The organism is Oscillospiraceae bacterium, assembly GCA_009780275.1.
GTDB lineage: Bacteria > Bacillota > Clostridia > Oscillospirales > UBA929 > WRAI01.
Genome location: WRAI01000004.1, coordinates 23468 through 43299 on the forward strand (window position 1 = coordinate 23468; position 19832 = coordinate 43299).

The 19832-nt window shown below is 50.8% G+C and carries 21 protein-coding genes and 2 pseudogenes; 14 read left to right on the plus strand and 9 right to left on the minus strand.

The window, feature by feature from the left end:
• Window positions 1-3: 3 nt before the first annotated feature.
• The gene (locus FWE06_02140; GenBank protein ID MCL2545982.1) at window positions 4-1464 is read left to right on the plus strand and encodes a glycosyl hydrolase family 18 protein; all 1461 of its coding nucleotides are present in this window, start codon (window positions 4-6) and stop codon (window positions 1462-1464) included.
• A gap of 43 nt (window positions 1465-1507) precedes the next feature.
• On the opposite strand, the gene FWE06_02145 is transcribed toward FWE06_02140, so the two are convergent.
• The gene (locus tag FWE06_02145; GenBank protein ID MCL2545983.1) at window positions 1508-1651 is read right to left on the minus strand and encodes a hypothetical protein; all 144 of its coding nucleotides are present in this window, start codon (window positions 1649-1651) and stop codon (window positions 1508-1510) included.
• A gap of 400 nt (window positions 1652-2051) precedes the next feature.
• On the opposite strand from FWE06_02145, the gene FWE06_02150 reads away from it, so the two are divergent.
• From FWE06_02150 to pgsA, 10 genes and pseudogenes are all read left to right on the plus strand, one after another.
• Complete coding sequence (locus tag FWE06_02150) at window positions 2052-2435, plus strand: desulfoferrodoxin (protein ID MCL2545984.1); 384 nt, start codon at window positions 2052-2054, stop codon at window positions 2433-2435.
• Window positions 2436-2465: 30 nt separating this feature from the next.
• Window positions 2466-2978 carry a ferritin gene (locus FWE06_02155; GenBank protein MCL2545985.1) on the plus strand — a complete coding sequence of 171 codons (513 nt, stop codon included), beginning with the start codon at window positions 2466-2468 and terminating at the stop codon, window positions 2976-2978.
• A gap of 169 nt (window positions 2979-3147) precedes the next feature.
• Window positions 3148-4152 (plus strand): DUF1385 domain-containing protein, encoded by a 1005-nt coding sequence (locus FWE06_02160; protein MCL2545986.1) that lies wholly within the window; start codon window positions 3148-3150, stop codon window positions 4150-4152.
• Between the two features lie 132 nt (window positions 4153-4284).
• On the plus strand, window positions 4285-5115 hold the full coding sequence (gene prmC, locus FWE06_02165; protein MCL2545987.1) for a peptide chain release factor N(5)-glutamine methyltransferase: 831 nt from the start codon (window positions 4285-4287) through the stop codon (window positions 5113-5115).
• A gap of 120 nt (window positions 5116-5235) precedes the next feature.
• The gene (gene recA / locus FWE06_02170; protein ID MCL2545988.1) at window positions 5236-6369 is read left to right on the plus strand and encodes a recombinase RecA; all 1134 of its coding nucleotides are present in this window, start codon (window positions 5236-5238) and stop codon (window positions 6367-6369) included.
• A gap of 14 nt (window positions 6370-6383) precedes the next feature.
• Window positions 6384-6824, plus strand: coding sequence for a recombination regulator RecX (locus tag FWE06_02175; GenBank protein ID MCL2545989.1), 441 nt, complete (start codon window positions 6384-6386; stop codon window positions 6822-6824).
• A gap of 8 nt (window positions 6825-6832) precedes the next feature.
• Window positions 6833-7363 (plus strand): annotated as a pseudogene (locus FWE06_02180) (GNAT family N-acetyltransferase).
• On the plus strand, window positions 7360-8679 hold the full coding sequence (gene rimO, locus FWE06_02185) for a 30S ribosomal protein S12 methylthiotransferase RimO (protein ID MCL2545990.1): 1320 nt from the start codon (window positions 7360-7362) through the stop codon (window positions 8677-8679). The pseudogene FWE06_02180 and the gene rimO overlap by 4 nt, the downstream one beginning before the upstream one ends.
• A 72-nt stretch (window positions 8680-8751) precedes the next feature.
• On the plus strand, window positions 8752-9375 hold the full coding sequence (locus tag FWE06_02190) for a hypothetical protein (protein ID MCL2545991.1): 624 nt from the start codon (window positions 8752-8754) through the stop codon (window positions 9373-9375).
• A 45-nt stretch (window positions 9376-9420) separates the two neighbouring features.
• On the plus strand, window positions 9421-9981 hold the full coding sequence (pgsA, locus tag FWE06_02195; protein ID MCL2545992.1) for a CDP-diacylglycerol--glycerol-3-phosphate 3-phosphatidyltransferase: 561 nt from the start codon (window positions 9421-9423) through the stop codon (window positions 9979-9981).
• Window positions 9982-10031: 50 nt separating this feature from the next.
• Here pgsA and FWE06_02200 read toward each other — a convergent pair whose 3' ends face one another.
• From FWE06_02200 to FWE06_02230, 7 genes are all read right to left on the minus strand, one after another.
• A complete protein-coding gene (locus FWE06_02200; GenBank protein ID MCL2545993.1) occupies window positions 10032-10535 on the minus strand; it encodes a GNAT family N-acetyltransferase in 504 nt (167 codons plus the stop codon).
• Entirely contained in the window at window positions 10532-11584 is a 1053-nt protein-coding gene (gene ruvB / locus FWE06_02205; GenBank protein ID MCL2545994.1) for a Holliday junction branch migration DNA helicase RuvB, read from the minus strand. The genes FWE06_02200 and ruvB overlap by 4 nt, the downstream gene beginning before the upstream one ends.
• Before the next feature lie 70 nt (window positions 11585-11654).
• Window positions 11655-12374: a hypothetical protein gene (locus tag FWE06_02210; protein MCL2545995.1), complete on the minus strand. Its 720-nt coding sequence runs from the start codon at window positions 12372-12374 to the stop codon at window positions 11655-11657.
• A 22-nt stretch (window positions 12375-12396) separates the two neighbouring features.
• Window positions 12397-14367, minus strand: a complete 1971-nt coding sequence (gene ligA, locus FWE06_02215) for an NAD-dependent DNA ligase LigA (GenBank protein MCL2545996.1) — start codon at window positions 14365-14367, stop codon at window positions 12397-12399.
• Between the two features lie 31 nt (window positions 14368-14398).
• Window positions 14399-14917, minus strand: coding sequence for a spore maturation protein (locus FWE06_02220; protein MCL2545997.1), 519 nt, complete (start codon window positions 14915-14917; stop codon window positions 14399-14401).
• A gap of 136 nt (window positions 14918-15053) precedes the next feature.
• A complete protein-coding gene (locus FWE06_02225) occupies window positions 15054-15725 on the minus strand; it encodes a zinc ribbon domain-containing protein (GenBank protein ID MCL2545998.1) in 672 nt (223 codons plus the stop codon).
• A gap of 48 nt (window positions 15726-15773) precedes the next feature.
• A complete protein-coding gene (locus tag FWE06_02230; GenBank protein MCL2545999.1) occupies window positions 15774-16385 on the minus strand; it encodes a spore maturation protein A in 612 nt (203 codons plus the stop codon).
• A 203-nt stretch (window positions 16386-16588) separates the two neighbouring features.
• On the opposite strand from FWE06_02230, the pseudogene FWE06_02235 reads away from it, so the two are divergent.
• From FWE06_02235 to FWE06_02245, 3 genes and pseudogenes are all read left to right on the plus strand, one after another.
• Window positions 16589-16909: pseudogene (locus FWE06_02235) on the plus strand (response regulator).
• A gap of 106 nt (window positions 16910-17015) precedes the next feature.
• The gene (locus tag FWE06_02240; protein MCL2546000.1) at window positions 17016-18086 is read left to right on the plus strand and encodes a HAMP domain-containing histidine kinase; all 1071 of its coding nucleotides are present in this window, start codon (window positions 17016-17018) and stop codon (window positions 18084-18086) included.
• 3 nt (window positions 18087-18089) lie between these two features.
• Window positions 18090-18722 carry a GTP pyrophosphokinase family protein gene (locus FWE06_02245; protein ID MCL2546001.1) on the plus strand — a complete coding sequence of 211 codons (633 nt, stop codon included), beginning with the start codon at window positions 18090-18092 and terminating at the stop codon, window positions 18720-18722.
• A 39-nt stretch (window positions 18723-18761) separates the two neighbouring features.
• On the opposite strand, the gene spoIVB is transcribed toward FWE06_02245, so the two are convergent.
• Window positions 18762-19799: a SpoIVB peptidase gene (spoIVB, locus tag FWE06_02250; protein MCL2546002.1), complete on the minus strand. Its 1038-nt coding sequence runs from the start codon at window positions 19797-19799 to the stop codon at window positions 18762-18764.
• Window positions 19800-19832: the final 33 nt, after the last annotated feature.

Sequence of the window (19832 nt, forward strand, 5' to 3'; positions counted from 1 at the left end):
ATAATGCAGAATGTAAAATGCAGGATGGCAGCGATTGTTTTTGCTGCTCTGCTGTTGCTCGGGGCTTGCACTCCATCAAACAGCAATAATAACCGTAGAGACCATGAATTTGTTGATGGCGCGGCGTTTCGCGTGTTGTTGCAGGAGGCGGGGCTGCCGGTGGAGCATTTAGATGTCGAAGACATACAAATCGTTCGTGCTGATGTACTGTTTGGCTATGCCAATGATTTATTCGACATTCACGCCATTACCGATGCCTGGGGCGGCAGGCATGTGGGATACACATTTGGTTGGTTTGCGGAAAATAATGATAACCTTAACAACGATGCATCTATTACTCGTGCGCAGGCGACCCATTTTGTCAACGGTGTGCGTGAGGTTAAAGATAGGCGTGCCAGCAGCTTGACGGCGTTTTACGCCATTGCGTCATTTGACCAAATTCATATGATTGACGCGCTTGACGTCGTCAGCATGGGTTGGAGCCGTTTTGATATTATTGACGGTGAGGCGGTGTTTAACCTCAGTGTACAAAATGACAATGAATACAGCATTCCGTTAGGTTACGCCTTGCCAATGGAGCGCGCACGAGCAAACAATGTGCCTGTTTATCTGATGGTGGCAGGCAATATGGCGCATCACGGCGGCATGACGACAGCGGCGTACATTGTGCGTGACCCTACCATGCGAGAGTCGGCGCTGAACGACTTAGTCGATGCGGCGGAAAATGGCGTTATTTCACCTGTCAGCGGACAACGGATTTTCTTTGACGGCATTACGATGGACTTTGAGGAAATGCGTGGTGCCGAGACACGTGAAGCGTACTCGCAGTTTATTATTGATTTGCGTACGCGACTGCCCGAGGGATTTGGGCTATTGATTTGTGTGCATCCGGCCGTGGGGCGGGGAATGCCATTCTTTGATGCCTTTGATTTTCGTGTGTTGGGCGAGCATAGCGACGGCTTGATTGTTATGGCACATGACTATTACGCTAAATCGCTGTCGGAAGAAGAGCTTCTCTTGGGCGAAGTGGCTACGCGTACGCCGCCCTCGCCGATTGCCGATGTTTATTACGCCATCTATGCCGCGACGCACTCCGAGACGGGGACTGACCCGGCCAATGTATGGCTGGCGATGTCATTTACCGGCGTGCAGTGGCAAATGCGGGACGGCGTGGTGCAGAATCGCATTCCGTTGCGTCCGACCAACGACGCCATTGAACGGCGACTGCCGCATGCCACAGTGACTCATGGTGCGTCGGGAAACCCTCGCGCAGTGTGGACTTATAATGACTTAGAAAACGTGATGTTTTTTGAAGATGCCGTGTCGACCATGCAACGGCAGCGGCTGGCCGATATGTTCGGGTTGGCGGGGCTTTCGTTGTGGCGGTTGGGCAATGTGCCGGACGGGAGTGCCGATGTGGATATGGACGCTTGGGATAGGTTGTTGGCACATAGGGATAGATAGTAAAAAAAACGGGGTATATGCCCCGTTTTTTTTATGTGTGAAATTAGCGGCGGAGCTCGTTGGGCGGGTCGTGTTCGCGTATGCGTTGGAGTTCGTTGGTTTTGTCGTTAGGAGCAGTAATGGTGAGTGTTGAGCCGCTGATCGTAAAGTAAACAAATGATCCGGGTGCCTGGTCAAATCCTGACATATCAGATGGTTGTCGTGGCTGGACCAGTTAAAAGATAGGTGTTCGGTTTATTCATGACCTGGCCTGTCGTATTCCAAGTCCAAAACTCAATTGGAGTCGATGCTGTTTGCTCGGAATTCGATGATATCGGTGTTGCTGCCGCCGTTGAGTCGACCAGCGCAAATGTGCTGAGCAGCAAGAGTATGATAAATGGTGTGGTTGTTTTTTGGGGGGGTGATAGAGCCATTATATCATGTTGCGGGTGGTGTTAAGGGGGGACTTTAAGTGCGATGCAGAGCACATCGAGTAGATAATAAAAAGATTATCATTTTAGGGGTTGACAAAAGGGCAAGGGGGGTGTAATGTAATACTGTAAGGTGATTGACGAGTATCACGGCGACGAAAGAAAGGGGCGAATAGTATGCGCAAAAATCAGACATTCTTCATCTGCGAGACCTGTCAAAATTTGATTGGGCTGATTGAAGACCACGGCATTCCTTTGGTATGCTGCGGTGCGGACATGACGGAGCTTGTGCCCAATACAGTGGAAGCCAGCCAAGAAAAACATTTGCCGGCTTTGACGATGGATGGTGATACGCTTGCCGTTGATGTTGGCAGTGTGCCGCACCCGATGGAAGCGGCGCACCATATCTCGTTTATTTATGTTGAGACAGAAAAGGGTGGCCAGCGCAAAGGCCTTGAAATCGGCAGCGTTCCGACGGCAAAGTTTGCTTTTGTTGGCGACAAGCCGCTGGCTGTCTACGCCTATTGCAACCTCCATGGCATGTGGAAAACAGAAGTATAACCATTGTCATTGAAAGGGAAGAGACTACATATGATAAGTGAAAAATTACGCAAAGCGCTGAGTGAACAGGTCAATGCTGAGTATTATTCGGCTTACCTGTATCTTGCGATGTCGGCGGCAGCTGACCAAATGGGCCTAAAAGGTGCGTCGAATTGGCTGTTTGCTCAGGCACAGGAAGAAATGGCGCATGGCACGCATATTTACCAATATATCTTGGAGCGCGGCGAAGCACCAAATTTCGCGGCTATTGATTTGCCGCAGACGGCATTTGTTGATATCCGTGAGATTTTTGATCGTACATTGGAGCATGAACAGAAAGTGACGAGGCTGATTAATGCCATTGCGACGCTTGCCATGCAGGAATCCGACCACGCTTGTTATCAGTTTATGATGTGGTTTGTCAATGAACAGGTCGAAGAAGAGGCCAGTGCGTCGGAGATTATCGACAAGCTGAAGTTGATTGGCGACAATGAAGCGATGTTGTTGACGCTGGACAATGAGTTGGGGACGCGGGTATTTGTCGACCCGTTTCCGGCGGAATAAGACAGTTTTGGTAAGAGACTCTTCCAGGTTTGGCCGGGAGAGTCTCTTTTGTGTGGCACGGAAAAATTTCGATGGCAAGAATGGACAAATAGACGGTGATGGTGTATAATTAAAATAAGTGCGGTATGCGCGGGGGTGCGTCCCTTACGAATGTTAGGAGAATCTAAACATGACAGAAAAATTTCGCACATCCATCGGCGGGCAGGCCGTGTTGGAAGGCATTATGATGCGCGGGCCGGAAAAGGCGGCTGTTGTTGTGCGCGACTCGAAAGGTGAGTTGCATAGCAAAGAGTGGGATCTACAAAAATCGCGATCCAAAAAACATATCATGGCGTGGCCGTTTTTGCGTGGGTTGTTTGGATTTGGTTCGTCGATGAAGTTGGGCATGAAGGCATTGAACTTCTCGGCTGATATTTTTGCGGCCGAGGAGGAGGCCGAAAAGGCCGGTGGTGTAGAGGAGCACGGCACGTCGGGGGAAAATCATCCGCCGCCTGCGGACGGTATCCTCTTTGCAAAAGAAGGCAAAGACGAGGCAAGCATGCCGAAGAAGGAAAATAAAGCCCTGCAAGGGCTGTTGACGGCGGTGGCGATGGTACTAGGCATTGTGTTGGCGGTGGGGTTGTTTACCATTTTGCCGACGTTTTTGGTGGGGTTGCTGCCGATCGGCAACGCATTGCTGCGAGGATTTATTGAGGGCGTTGTTCGCTTACTGGTATTCTTGGTGTATTTGTTGTCGGTGTCGCTCATGAAAGACATTCGCCGTACCTTTGCCTATCATGGTGCTGAGCATATGACCATTGCGACATATGAGGCGGGCGAGACGTTGACCGTTGAGAATGTTCGTAAATTGTCGCGGCTACATCCGCGGTGCGGTACGAGTTTCCTATTGAATGTGATTGTTATCAGCATGTTGCTGTTCTTTTGGGTGCAATCAGGGGATATGCTGATTCGTATCGGCCTGCGACTGGCATTGCTGCCGTTTGTGGTGATGCTGGCATTTGAGTTTAACCGTTGGGCGGGACGTAATGACAATTGGTTAAGCCGTGTGCTGCGCGCGCCGGGGCTGTGGTTTCAAAAGATAACAACGAAAGAGCCAGACGATGGCATGATCGAAGTGGCGATTGCGGCGATGCAAAAGGTGGTGCCGCAAGAGAAGGGGATAGATGCTTGGTAAGAAAATAGAGCTACCAAATAGGCGACACCGTAAGATATGATAGGAACATGACGCTACAACCGGTGAGTGGTTGCTAAGTGTTGAGGAATATGGTACAATAGTTGCATATTTTGGCTTGAGGAATATTAAGTTATGACGATATCGACGTTAAAAATTGAGTTGATCGAGCGGTTGAGCGAAATGGCGGCCAATCCGGCGTTGGAAGCTGCTGAATTGCTGGGACTGGCGGTTGGTATGACCAAAGAGGAACTTGTTGTCGAGGCGCGTGAGCAGGTTTGGCCGGAAAAGGTGCGCCGTGCGCGGGAACTGTGTAAGCGGCGGTTGTTAGGCGAGCCGTTGGCATATATTTTGGGCCAGTGGGAGTTTTGTGGGCTGACGTTTGAGGTGACGCCTGATACGTTGGTGCCACGGATTGACACAGAGGTGCTGACGAATCAAGCCATTGAGGCAGTTGAGACGAGCGGAAAAGATATGCCCAAAGTGTTGGATTTATGCTGCGGTAGCGGCTGCGTGGGGCTGACAGTTGCCATGAAATGTTCGGTTGTCAATTTGACATTGAGCGATATTTCGGCGGCGGCGCTGGGGGTTGCTCTGCGGAACGCGCAGAAATTGGGCGTTAATGTGTCGCTTTTGCCGCACGATATGTTGCAATCGCGTCCTCCGGGGTTGTATGATGTGGTGGTATGCAATCCGCCGTACATACCACGCGAGGACCTGCTGGAGCTCGACAGAACAGTGCGCGACTATGAGCCGCACTTGGCGCTTGACGGCGGGCGTGACGGGCTGGACTTTTATCGCACGCTGGCATCGTATGCTGCTAAGTTGCTGACACCGTACGGGATGCTGTTGCTAGAATGCGGGTTGGGGCAGCATGAGGAAATTATCGCGCTGTTCCCGGGCTGGCAGGCAGTGGCACATAAAGACACGCAGGGGATTGAGCGAGTGATTGCGTTGCGGATATGATTATTAGGGATGCATATCAGATGTTCTGCATCGAGAATGTATGTAGGCGGGACGCTGTGAGCAATGTCCCTACATAAATGTGAAAGAGAAAAATACAATAGAAAAGGACGGTATAACACTATGTCAGCAGACAAGAAAAAGGCATTGGATACGGCGCTCGCGCAAATCAAAAAGGATTACGGCGAGGGGGCTGTTATGCGATTGGGGTCGGAGGCGCGGCTAAATGTCAAAGCCATTTCGACGGGGTCGCTTTCGCTCGACTTGGCATTGGGTGTAGGCGGATTGCCACGCGGCCGGATTGTTGAGATTTACGGACCGGAGTCTTCGGGCAAGACGACATTGACGCTGCACGTCATCGCGCAGGCGCAGAAAATGGGCGGTGAGGCGGCGTTTATTGATGCTGAGCACGCGCTTGACCCGCAGTATGCCGCAGCGTTGGGTGTTGATATTGAGAACTTGCTGGTTGCGCAGCCCGACAATGGCGAGCAGGCATTGGAAATTACCGACTCGCTGGTGCGGTCGGGAGCATTGGATGTCGTTGTTGTGGACAGTGTTGCCGCGCTTGTGCCGCGTGCTGAGATTGAGGGCGATATGGGTGACAGTTTTGTTGGTCTACACGCACGCTTGATGTCGCAAGCATTGCGGAAACTGGCGGGCAGCATTGCACGGACGAATACAGTTGTCATTTTTATCAACCAATTGCGTGAGAAAATCGGCGTTGTCTATGGGTCACCTGAGGTTACAACGGGCGGGCGGGCGTTGAAGTTTTACTCCAGCGTGCGGATTGACGTGCGCAAAAAAGAAGCGATTAAAGTATCGGATATCACGATCGGCAACCGTACGAGCGCTAAGGTTGTTAAGAATAAAATCGCGCCGCCGTTCAAAGAGGGCGATTTTGACATTATTTTTGGACAGGGCATCTCGCGTGCCGGCGAATTGGTTGATTTGGGACAAATGCTGGACTTAGTGCAGAAGTCGGGATCATGGTACTCGATGGGCGATACGCGATTGGGGCAAGGTCGTGAGAGCGCGACACGGTATATGCTTGACAACCCCGAAATTGCCGCCGATTTGGAGGCCAAAATTCGTGAGCAGGCGAGTCAGTTGAATTTGTCGATTGTCAAGGGCAAGAAGAAATTTGCACCGGTGAAGGATACCAAGCCACAGGTTGCTGCAGCCACACCTCCTGCGGCAGCGAGTGGAACGGCTGCTGCGAGCAAGCCGATCGCTGTTGTAGCGGATGACGATGAGTAATATGTTTATCGTTTATGACAGATAGTTTGCAAAAGTGCAAAGAAGTTGCTGCCGCCATGCTTGGTCGCCGTGCTTTGTCCGAGCATGAGCTGGGCAGCAAGCTGGAAGAAAAAGGCTATGAAGAGGCAGACATTCATGCAACCTTGTCGTATTTGCGTGATTATGGGTATGTTGACGACGCTAAGTATGCTTTGTCTTTTGCACAGACGCGGCATGGGCGCGGCCAGGGGTCGTATCGCATTCGGCAGGAATTGCGGCAACGCGGCGTGGATGAGGAGATTATTGAGGATGTGTTAACACAGCTGCCTGAGCCGGACGACGCCATACAGAAAATTTTGCGAAGCAAGCTCGGTAAAGTTAACGACGAGGACACGCGGCGTAAGGCGGCGGCGGCGCTGTCACGCAGAGGGTTTAGCTGGGATGAGATAAATGCGGGAATATCGCACTGGGAGTAGAAACAATGATGATTCACACAGCAAGGCTAACCCTGCGCCCGCTCGATATAAACTATTTAGACACCGCACATCGCTATGCGGGAGATGCGGCGAACACGGAATATATGGTGCATTTGCCCAACGAAACAAAGCAGGAAACCGAAGCGTTTTTGCGGCGAGTGACGGCGGAGTGGGAGAAAGGCAGTCCTGCGTTTTATGAGCTTGCCGTCGTACTTGACGAGCAGCATATCGGTGCTGTTTCAGTCTACCTTGACGAGAGTGATAGGCAAGTGGGTGAGCTTGGCTAGATCATTCACAAGGACTACCAAGGCAACGGCTATGCCACCGAGGCGGTTGAGGCGCTGAAAGCGTTTGCTTTTGATATGCTGGGTATGGAGAAACTGATCGCGAGTTGTGATCATCGAAACCATAGTTCGGTTAGAGTGATGGAAAAAATAGGCATGATCTTGGAAGATGGAAATCGTGTGCGGCGGTACAGAGGCAGTGATGAGGATGTGCGGGGTCTACGGTATACTTTGAAGAAAGAGGAATATACATGAAACTACTATTCGTAGCCTTGGGCTGCGCAAAAAATACCGTTGACGGTGAGCGGATGCTCTATTTGTTGACGCAGGCGGGGTATACACCCACAACTCATGCGCACGAGGCCGAAGTGGCAGTTGTAAATACTTGTGCGTTTTTGGAGTCGGCGCGGCAGGAGGCCATTGCTGAAATCCTCGAGTTGGCGCAGCAGAAGCAGTCGGGCAAATTGCATACGCTTGTGGTGGCAGGCTGTATGCCGCAGCTGGTCAAGGATGAGATTTTAGTGGAAATGCCGGAAGTGGACGGTATTGTTGGTTGCGGGCGTGTAGAAGAGGCCGTTGAAATTATTAACAATGCTGTGGCCAAGCAGCGGCCTGTGGCTGTTGATGGGTTGGACAGCCCTGTTGTAGTTGGTGAACGATTGCTGTCGAGCTCGCCCGCGTCGGCGTATTTGAAAATCAGTGAGGGGTGCGACAACCATTGTGCTTACTGCCTCATTCCGAAAATTCGAGGACCGTTTCGCAGCGCACCGATGGAAGATTTGGTGACAAGTGCTGAAAAGCTTGTTCAAAATGGCGTGCGTGAGTTGATAATTGTGTCACAAGACACAACGCGCTACGGGGAAGATTTGTACGGCAAGCCGAAATTGGCTGAGTTGTTGGAAAAATTGTGTGAGATTGAGGGCTTGCATTGGATTCGCTTGCATTACCTTTATCCGTCGTTGCTCGATGATAGGTTGATTGACGTGATTACCAAACAGCCGAAAGTTGTCAAGTATTTGGACATCCCCATACAGCATGTTGATGATGGCGTGTTGAACGTCATGAATCGCCCTGACAGCTATGAACAGCTTGATGCGTTGTTTGCCAAGTTGCGTGGGAAAATTGACAATGTGGTGCTGCGGACGACTGTCATGGTGGGCTTTCCGAGCGAGGATGATGCGGCGTTTGAACGGTTATATCGTTTTCTGCGCAAGCATAAGATAGAACGTGCCGGTGTGTTTGTGTACAGCCCTGAGGAGGGTACGCCGGCCGCCGCGATGTCGGGCCAAGTGGATGAAACGGTTGCGGCGGAGCGGCAGGCGCAATTGCAGCAACTGCAATTGGATTTGATGGATGAGTTTAACACGCAGAAAATTGGTACGACAATTGAAGTGCTGTGTGAGGGATATGACGCCTATGCCGAGTGCTGGTTTGGACGTTCGTATGCCGATTCGCCGGAAGTGGACGGCAAGGTGTTTTTTATAGCTGATGGTGACGTCAATGCAGGTGATTTTGTCAGTGTGGCGATTGAGGATGTTGTTGACGGGGATTTGTACGGCGAGGCGGTGTAGCGTGTTAATTAGGCGTTTAACGCGTATGCTGCATCGAGGAAAATGTATGTTCTTCTTGCCTTTAGAGGTGTCATGTTGAAAAACATAATCATTGCAGGTCCGGCAAGAGTCGGCAAATCAACATTGGCAAGAGAAATAGGCGAAGAGCTAGGATATTTTGTCATTGGCCTTGACAAACTTGTCGCCGTGTTTCAAGAGGCATATCCGCAGCTGGATATTCGGCTTGCTTGGGACAGAGAAAAAACAAGCGCTAATTTGGCGCCGTTTCTTGGTCACTTTCTTGGTGCGTTTTTTTCGGCTGACGGGCGAGGATTGCTGCCGTACAGCCATGGCGCGGTAAAAGGAAATGCGTTTGTTTTGGAAGGTGGCTATGTTGATTTTGAAAAGATGCTGCCTATTCTGAAAACGTATGGGATACAAAAGTTAAAAGAAAATTTTATCCTTATAGGACTGATGCAGAATAAGAAAACAGTAGATGAGTTTATCAGCGATATCAAAAAATACGATACTAAAAACGATTGGACATATGGCTTTAGTGATGATGACTTGAGATGGGTATATGAAGACGTTATGTCATCCGGTCAACATATGTCTGATTATCTGGTGAAGTATGGCTTTACGATGTATGATGCATCTACGGAGCGGGAGCAGGTTTTGGCTCAAATTGTAGAAGATATAAAAGCGAAATTGGGTTAAGAAAATCTCAGGCATTCCGCAAACAACCACGGAGGTAACAACGATATGTTAACTAAGGCAAATATTGTGACATTGGCGCGGATTGCACTGATTCCGGCGTTTATGATTTTGTTGCTGGCGGGCACACAAGCAACAACCGTTGCGGCCGTCATTATTTTCGTGGTTGCCAGTGCTACCGACTGGGTGGATGGCTTTTTGGCGCGCAAATACAACGAAGTCACGACATTTGGAAAGTTTATTGACCCCTTGGCGGACAAATTGCTGGTTACAGCGGCGCTGCTTATTTTTGTGCAGCACGGACACCTTGCGTCGTGGGCAGCGATGTTGATTATTGCACGGGAGTTTATTATTACGTCGCTGCGTTTGGTGGCGCTAGCAAAAGGCGAAGTATTGGCAGCGGATTTTTCGGGCAAGCTAAAAACCATCGTACAAATTTCTTGCACGATTTTTATTTTGGTTATCGGTACAGAGCAACTATATAACTTACTGGGGCATAGCGCCGAAACGGCATCGCAACTGGCGTTATGGGCGGGGTATTTGATGGTAGCCGTGACACTTTGGTCAGGGGTTGATTACTTGGTACGGCATAGGGATGTTTTGAAGTAAGCAAGCGAGAAATCAACGGGTGAGCGTAAAAGTAGAAAACTCATCGTTACTCACAAACCCAGCCGATACAGCGCCGCATTTTTAACGCGCGGATGGTTGGGCAGCGCTTGCACTTCCAGCAAAATATAGCCCAAGTCCTCGTAAAAAGCGCGGATTTTTGGACGGTCGGCATTGCAATCGAGATAAGATGCAGCAAACCCCATGGCCTTGCATTCGGCGATGGCATACTGCATCATTTTTTTGGCCAAACCTTGTCCGGCATAGGCGCGCCGAATGGCCACTTTGTGCAGAAAGCCGTAGGGCCCAACCGGCAAGCGCTGCCACAGCCATCTGTCGTTGTCGCGCAAAGGGCTAAGCACCAACGTGCCAACGCTGCTGCCGCATTCGTCGTACATAACGACAAATTCTTCAGCCGGCGCGCCGATGTTTTGCTGCGACAAATAATCGTCGTCCAGCGGCCAGTTTGGTTGACCGATCTCAAACATCCAAGCTGCCGCCTCGCGCATAATCGACAGCGATTCGGCAACGTCACCGCGTGTGAATGCGTAGCTCATAGCGTCATCTGCCCATCGTTGCTGATATACGTCAGCCCCAAATGCTCATACGCCTTGCGCGTCACAACACGCCCGCGAGGCGTGCGGTTCAAGAACCCCATTTGCAGCAAATACGGCTCATATACGTCCTCGATGGTTACCGATTCTTCGTTAATTGTAGCCGCTAATGTGTCCAACCCCACAGGGCCGCCCCCGTAATTGTCAATCATTGAGCGCAACATACTGCGGTCGGTTTCGTCAAGGCCGAGTGTGTCGATTGCCATTTTTGCCAAGGCATGGTCGGCAAGCTCGCGTGTAATGATACCGCCGCCGACAACTTGCGCAAAGTCGCGTACTCGCCGCAGCAGCCGGTTGGCAACACGTGGTGTGCCGCGGCTGCGTGAGGCGATTTCACGCGAACCGTCTTCTTCAATGGCGATGGATAAAATGCCCGCCGAACGCTTGACAATGGCCATTAGTTCATAGGTCGAATACATTTCCAGCCGCTCTACCATGCCGAACCGTGCACGTAACGGCGACTGGATTTGTCCCGCCCGTGTTGTCGCGCCGACGAGCGTAAATTTTTGTATTGGCATACGTATCGCGCTTGCGCCCTGCCCTTTGGCGAGCACGATGTCGATAACAAAATCCTCCATCGCCGAATAGAGGATTTCTTCAACGGTGCTGTTGAGGCGATGGATTTCGTCTATAAATAGAACATCAAAGGCTTGCAGGCCGTTCAAAATGGCCGCCAAATCGCCGGGGCGTTCCAACACCGGCCCCGATGTGGCGCGCATATTGACGCCCATCTCTTTGGCGATAACGTGGGCGAGCGAGGTTTTGCCCAACCCCGGCGGGCCGTAAAATAAAGCGTGGTCAAGCGGCTCGCTTCGCATACGCGCCGCCTCGATGTAGATTGACAGATTTTCTTTGAGTTTTTCCTGTCCCAGATACTCGTCAAGCGACTGCGGACGCAGTGACAGCTCGTTTTCGTCGGCAGTTGTTGAGCGAGTGGAAATCACGCGTTCTTCTAATTCTAATTCGTTATCATCATTAAAGTCAATCGGCATAGGTAGCCTCCTGTGTGGTAAGGGGCACGCAACAAGGCGCATCCCGCGGATTGTATCTTGGGAACGTCCTCTACAAGGCTGCGATTTGTGCGCCGAGGTCGTTGATGAATTCATTTATACAGAAAGGCGCGCGCCAGTCGTAAATGTGTGTTTCGATAATATTTAGTTCATAGTTTTCATCAGAGCCAATTAGCGCAGGCATAAACTCGTCGCTTTCAACCAATAAAAGGTATGCGCGACTTGTATCGGAGTTAAAGCCATCTATTGTGTGAGAATAAACTCCTACAAGCAAACTCTCTCCATCGGCCAACACAACAGTTTCATAGTGCACTGAATCGCCGCCATCACTGATCTCCCAACCCTGATAAATTTGCTCAACCTCACCGTTGTAGCGAAAAATGAGGAAGGGCCTCTCGACCCCTGCCGGATAGTACCAACGCAACAATAGTTCAGGGATGCCGCTGTTGTCAAAGTCGATAAGCCGGGCATATCGGATCGTTGGCACTGTTTCATTGCCAAACTCATCAGGCGGGGATGATCCGACCCGCGCGATTTCGTCCTGCAAAAAATCCCGATACGCCGTTAACGCACTGCGCAACGCCGAAACGTTAACTTCTGCCGGCGGTGCTAGAACTGTCAACTCCGTTATTTCCGCCGATGTTTCGGCAGACGGGGTAAAGTTGTTGTACATATCACGGCCGTCTTGCGGCGCTTGCAAAAAAAGGATGCCGACGGCAATGACAAACGCCGCAACCGTGGTCGCAAGAGCCAATAGGATGATTTTTTTCATGTAAGCATGCCCTCCGATAAAATTACACACCTATCATACCATAAAACTCATCCAAACTCAACACGGCCACACCCAACTTGGTTGCCTTGTCTAATTTGCTCCCCGCGTCCTCGCCCGCCAGCACAAAATCGGTGTTTTTCGACACCGCGGCGGTCACCTTGCCGCCATGTTTATCAATCAATGCGTGTGCCTCGTCGCGCGACAGGCCTGCCAACTTCCCCGTTACCACGAACGTTTTGCCCGCCAACGTGTTGCTAACTTGCGTTTTTTCTTGTGTCATAGTAACGCCGATTGACTGCAAATCCTGTAGTAAATCCTGCGATTGCGGCAACGCCAGCCATGAATGCAGCGACTGTGCTGTCACCCCGCCAACGTCGCGGATGTCGGTCAATTCTTCTAAGGTGGCGGTTTGTAATGCTGTCATGCTGCCATACTTGCCTGCCAGCACCTGTGCGGCGCGTTGTCCGACTTGGGAAATGCCCAACCCGAACAACACTCGCGCCAGTCCGCGCGACTTCGATTGCTCAATGCTCTGCACTAAATTTTCAGCTGATTTCTGCCCCCAGCGTGGCAGCTCGGCCAATTGTTCGACGGTCAAGCGGTAGAGGTCGGCAACGTTGGTTACCAGCTTGTGTGCCAGCAACAGCTCAACGGTAGATGTGCCGCAACCCTCGATGTCCATCGCTGTGCGGGAGGCAAAGTGTGCAATGCGCCGATGAATTTGTGCGGGACAAGTTGCATTGGGGCAACGTGTTGCCGCCTCGCCCTCAATTTGCACGACAATTGACCCACAGGCGGGACACTCTGTGGGGAATTGATAACTTGGTGTATTATTGGGGCGAAATTTTACATTTACGCGCACGATTTCAGGGATAATCTCACCTGCCTTGCGCACGGTGACGGTGTCGCCAATGCGGATGTCTTTTTCGGCAATTAACCCGGCGTTGTGTAGGCTGGCGCTCGTGACTGTCGTGCCTGCCAGTCGCACGGGTGCAAGTGTTGCCTTGGGCGTCAGTACGCCGGTACGTCCGACTTGAATGGTGATGGCTTCAAGGATAGTTTCTTTTTCTTCGGGCGGGAATTTATATGCCGCCGCCCAGCGCGGGGCTTTGCTTGTGCGGCCGAGTTGTTGGCGTTGGGCAAGGCTGTTGATTTTGACCACAGCACCATCGATGTCGTATGGATACGTCTCGCGTGCGCTGCTGATTTGTTCAATGGTTTCATGTACCTGCACAACGCCTTGGAAAACAGATGGCGCAAACGCCTCAAAGCCAAACTGTTGCAAGAGTTTCAAGCACTCAACCTGTGTTGCGGGCAAAGCATCGGACATGGCTTGAATGTTGTAGACCAGCACTGATAGCTTGCGTTCGGCGGCAATATCGGCGTTGATTTGCCGCAACGCGCCTGCCGCGGCATTGCGGCAGTTGGCAAGAAGTGGTTGTTCGTTGAGTTCGCGCTCGGCATTGATTGCGGTGAAGACGGACTTGGGCATATAAACTTCGCCGCGCACGACAAGTGTTGTGGGGACATTGTCGAGTGTTTTGGGCAGGTTTTCAATTGTCAAAGCATTGTGTGTGACGTCTTCGCCTGTTTTGCCGTCGCCGCGCGTTGCGGCTTGGACAAATTTTCCGCTTTCATAACGTAAGATAACGGTTAATCCGTCGATTTTGGGCTCGACGATATATTCGGGTGTGGTTGATAAGCCTTCGCGGCAACGCGTATCAAAGGCTTGTAATTCTTCAATCGAAAAAACATCGTTTAAGCTATCCAGCGGCGGGTCATGGGCGACGGGCGCAAAGGCATTGCTCGCTCGTCCGCCGACTGTTTGTGTGGGCGAATCAGGCGACTGTAATTCGGGGTGCATCGCCTCTAATTCACGCAATTGCTGCATCATTGCATCATATTCATGGTCGGCAATTTCCGGCGCATCCAACTCGTAGTAGAGCCGATTGTGCCGCTCGATTTCTTGGCGTAATTTTTTGATTTCATCCATGGTCTAATTTTACCATGCCATGAAAATTATGTCAACTAAAAAATCTCACAAAAAACGCCGCCGCCGTCATGCCGACTAAATCGCTTAACAGCGCTACCGGCAAGGCGAATTTCGCCTTTGAAACGCCTGCGCCGCCGAGGTAGACGGTCATGGTATAAAATGTCGTTTCCGTTGAGCCGAGCATGACGGCGGCGGTGCGTCCGGCGAGGCTGTCAACACCGTGCGTTTGCATAATGTCGGCTCCCAACGCTAACGCGCCGCTACCCGAAAATGGGCGCAATAGCACAAGTGGTGCCGTTTCCGGCGGAATGCCCAGAAACGAAAACACAGGCGTGACGGCAACAGTCAGCCAATCGAGCAGCCCACTGGCGCGCATCATGCCGATGGCGGTGAGTAGCGCGATGAGTGCGGGGATGATGTTGAGCAAAATTTTTAACCCGTCGCCCGCGCCGCTAACGAGATTGCCATAAACGTCAACACGCCGTGACAGCCCGTGCGCGGCAACGAGCAGCAGGATAAGTGGTACGGTCATTGAGCCGATAAGTGTCATGCTGCATCCCTCTCGTAGGGCGCGATAATTTTAACGCGCCGTGATTGGCAAGCACTCGTTGCCATATGTACAACCATATGCTTACATAACAAAAAAAGACCGCCATGGGGGGCGGTCTTTGGAATAGAGGTCTGGCCTATTGCTTTTCTTGATGCGCTTTCAGGTTTTGTTGTGCGCCGACGAGGTACAGCACCGGGTATATAAATGCAAACATGCCGCCAAATCCTATGGCGAGACCGAACCAGCCGCCCCATGCCAGCGCGACCAGTACAGCGGAAATCGCGATCTGCACCATTGAAATGATAGCCAGCGTGCGCAAGAATTTGGCTTTTTCCAGTTTTTCGCGGTTGGTGATGCCCATAATGCCTATAAACAAGTCGAATCCGCCGACAAGCGCTGCAAAACCAAAGTAAATCGTCCACATTGTGGTCGTCGCCGTTGGAATAAACGAATCCCAAAATCCGCCGTTTATACCAAGGTCGTAGTAAAGGCCGGAAAGATCATTGAAAAGCTCGGTAAAGATAGCGGTAATGTCGCCGCCGCCAACCAGCCCCCAAAGTGCTACCATTATGCCGGATGCGCCCGCAAGAACGTACAGGATGCCCATAACAAGCAAGAATATGCGCCCTTTAGCAGGATTCTGCGGGCGCAGAAATGGATAATATGCTGTAGCGGATTGCGTGGATTGTATTAGGGGTTCAGGTGTAACGGACGCGGTTGTTTCACAGACGGCCGCTGCGCCGCATTGTTGGCAGAATTTGTCGCCAGAAATAAAAGCTTTGCCGCAGGTTGTGCAGAATTTGGACATAAGTTATCATCCTTTCTTGCATAGACATACAATGCATCCAATTTACACTTATAATAGCACATTATGGCATTGGCTGTCAATCTTTGAAGAAAACGCCTGCAATATTTTAATCGCCGCCAGTGAAAATGCCATAGCGACAATCGACGTCAGCCACACAGGAAGTAATATATCAAATGGCGACGCCGCGCCCAGTGATGCACGCACGCCGCCAACGGTCGCGGGAATCAGCTGAATGGAGGCTGTGTTCATGACAAGCAGGGCCACTAAATCTTTGCAGGCCAAGCTGCCATCGCCATTGATTTTTTGCAACCGCTTTGCCGCACGTACGCCTGCCGGCGTCGCTGCGTTGCCCAGCCCCAGCAAATTTGCCGAAACATTGGCACTGATGGCCTCCATCGCCTCGTTGTCATGTCTTGCCGAGGGAAAAATCAGGCCCAGCACAGGCGAAAGCAATTTTGCTAATCCACCTGCAAGTCCCGATGCCCGCATGACCGCCATTACGCCCGACCACAGGCAAAGAATGCCTGCCATAGCGATGCATAGTTGCACAGCCTGCGCCGCACCGTCAAACGCGCCTGTGGCAAGGGATGCCGCATTGCCTGTGAGCAGTGCGTAGCCCAGAGAAGCCGCCACCATGATGATCCAAGACCAAGAGAGCATAGAGAGCCTCCGAAACTTTGAAAATTCCTTGGTCAAGCGTATGCGTCATATGGGGGGGGTATGCGTTGTAGAAGTGGCAGCCGACACTGCTTTGACAAGCGCGACCGCTGTTGATATAATGAAGCAGCGAGTAGCATGCCGGATAGCACGTGTCGCGAGGTGTGACACTATTTGTTAAAAGGCAAAGGAAAGGAAATACTTGAATGAGCGAGGCAAAGAAGATTTACATCGCGGACGATGAAACCAATATTCGGTTGGGCATCAAGACCTTTTTGGAGGGTGCGGGGTATGTTGTCGAGGATTTTGAAAATGGCGATTTGCTGTTGGCTGCCTTTTCTAAAAATCCTGCCGACTTAGTCATTTTAGACATTATGATGCCGGGGTCAAACGGTTTTGTTGTTTGCAAAGCCTTGCGAAAAATCAGTTCGGTGCCGATTATTATGCTGACGGCACGGGATAGCGACTTGGATTACGCCACCGGCTTAGACTTGGGCAGTGATGATTACTTAACCAAGCCATTCAGTCCCATGGCACTCACCATGCGCATTAAGGCGATTTTTAGGCGTATGGAGTTTGCTAAGGAGATGTACGCCGAGCAGGTGGACACGATGCAAGAGGGCGGAGAAGCCAATGAGAGTGCATAAGGACAAAAAGAAAGCAAGGCTGCGTCAAAGAATTCTCGCGGCGTTTTCGCTGGTGCTGTTCTTTTCGCTGCTGGTGCTGGCGGTGGGATTCAATATCGCCATTCGGCTGCTTTCGGCCAGCGACAGCTATTATTACGCCGAGCAGGACACGACCGGCCGAGCGGGCATAACGCTGTTTGTGTTGGTCGGGATTATGTTTGTTGTGTCTGTGGTTGTCACTTACTTTTTATCCAACTCTATCACGCGCCCCATTGAAAGGTTGGGTAAGTTTGCGTTGGGGATAGGAAACGGCAATTTTGATACAAATGACTTCACCTTTCGAGACATTGAGCTGGAAAACTTAAACGCTGCTTTGAATAAATCGGTGCGACAGTTGGGGGTATATGACAGTGCGCAAAAAGACTTTTTCCAAAACGCCTCACATGAGTTGCGCACGCCGTTAATGTCCATCAAAGTTTACGCCGAAGGCATTATTTACGACCTGATGGACGCAAAGCAGGCGGGTGAGACCATTTTGGAGGAAACTGATAGATTGTCCGAGTTGGTTGCAAACTTGCTGTACATCGCTAAAATTGACAATGTTGATAGCATCGCAACGCTCTACGCTGCCGAGAAGGTTGACTTGAAAGAGGTCATTAAAACGTGCACTGCGCGGCAACAGGCTGTTGCCGATAAAAAGCAAATTGTTTTTAGCTTTGATTCTGATGATGACGCCATTTTTTATATATGTTCCGCCGAGTTGATGGCGCGGGCTGTCGATAATCTTATCTCCAATGCAATCCGCTATGCCATGTCCACGATTACGCTTTCTTGCCGAAAGGAAGATAACAATATCGTTATCCGCATTGCAGATGATGGTAATGGCATAGAATCTGAAGTCCTGCCCCATGTTTTCGAGCGTTTTTATAAGGGTATGGGCGGAAACACAGGCATTGGGTTGTCTATTGTCAAGTCAATCGCTGACCGCCACGACGGTTGGGTGACAGCGGAAAATGTAAATAATGGCGGTGCGGCTTTTACCATAACGTTGCCTGATGATACGACACAGAGGAGATAAAAAGTGATTGTAAAATTTTGTGATGAGGAATTTGTGCGTCTGAAAAAGCTGCTGCTCTCTTACGAGTGGGCGCAACGGACCATGCTGACTAAGTTGAGTGTTATCCACGAATCGTTCAAATACGGTGATAACATTAATCCTATCGGATATATTGCAGGACGCATCAAGTCGCCGGAAAGCATTGCGGGGAAATTGCATAAACAGAAACTTGCACTGACCGCCGATAATGCCAAAAAGCATATGAATGACATTGCCGGTATTCGCATTATCTGTTCGTATGCCAAAGATATTTATTTTTTGGTCGATTTGATACGGGAAATGCCCGACGGAAACATTATCAGCGAAAAGGATTATGTGACCAACCCAAAGCCCAGCGGGTATCGCAGTTATCATATTATTTTGGAAATTACAATATATCATTCGGGCACGACAGAGACTTTGCCGATTGAAATACAAATCCGTACAGAAGCGATGAATTTTTGGGCAACACTGGAACATCAAGCCAAATACAAGTACAAAGAAGAAATTCCAAAGCATTTGAGCGACGAACTGATACTCTGCGCTGATAAAATTGCCGAGCTGGATAATCGAATGTTTTTGATTCATGAAATTATTTCGTTGATAAATAATGAGTAAAGGCACAGCGGGCGGGCATGAAAGCCCGCCCCTACAATGTTAGGCTGCCGACGCGTGATCTATGCAACACTTAGATTCGCCGGATTTTAGCATGTTGCTGATAAAGATGCCGTAGCCTTTTTGTGCGTCGTTGACGAACACGTGAGTAATCGCGCCGATGAGTTTACCGTTTTGTACAATCGGGCTGCCGCTCATGCCTTGTACGATACCGCCAGTTTTGGCAATCAGCTCAGGGTCGGTCACTTTGACAATCATATTGCGTGAATCGCGGTTGCCTAGCAGGCGTATGATTTCGATGTCGTATTGCCGCACTTGATCATCGGAAACTTGGCAGTATATTGTCGCCATGCCCGTGCTGATTTCGCTATCTTGCGCGATGGGCAGCGGTTTGTTTTTTGATGGTATAGCCGATGGTTTTGTCGTGCCGAAAATGCCGTTTTCGGTGTTGCTGTATAAATCGCCCATGTGGTCGTTGAGGTCAAAGCTACCGCGCAGTTCGCCCGGGTCGCCGGGCAGTCCGCGTTTGACATCAATGATGTCGGCGGGCGAAACCGTGCCGCTTTCGAGTGGGAGAAGCTGGCTCGTTTCGGGGTCATGAATGCCATGGCCCAGCGCGCCAAACCGATTGCTTATGGGGTCAAAGTACGTTACCGTGCCAATGCCTGCTATGCGGTCGCGGATATACACGCCCAGCCTGTATTGTGTGTCGTTTTGCACTTTTGCAGGCGTTATCTTAATTGTAAGCGTCTTGCCGTCCCGAGTGACGCCTAATTTGATCGCACTGCCGTCGGCTTGTTGCACGGCGGCATGGAAGTCTTGTGTGCTTTCGACTTCGGTATCATTAACATGAGTAATCGTATCATTGACCTTTAAGCCGGCGTCTTGCGCGGGTGTACGTTCGCCGGCGTTGGTGGTAACGGCTGTCAAGCCGATGACCATCACGCCGTTGATGTGTGCCTGGATGCCGATGGCATTGCCCATGGGAATCAGCTCAGCCGGCAATGGCTGCGCCATGCCGATGCTGACGGTCACAACCATTGAAATTGCTAAGAGAAAAGAGATAGTTTTTTTTCGCATTTTTGAGTCACCTCGCCTTTCGACGCCGTTACT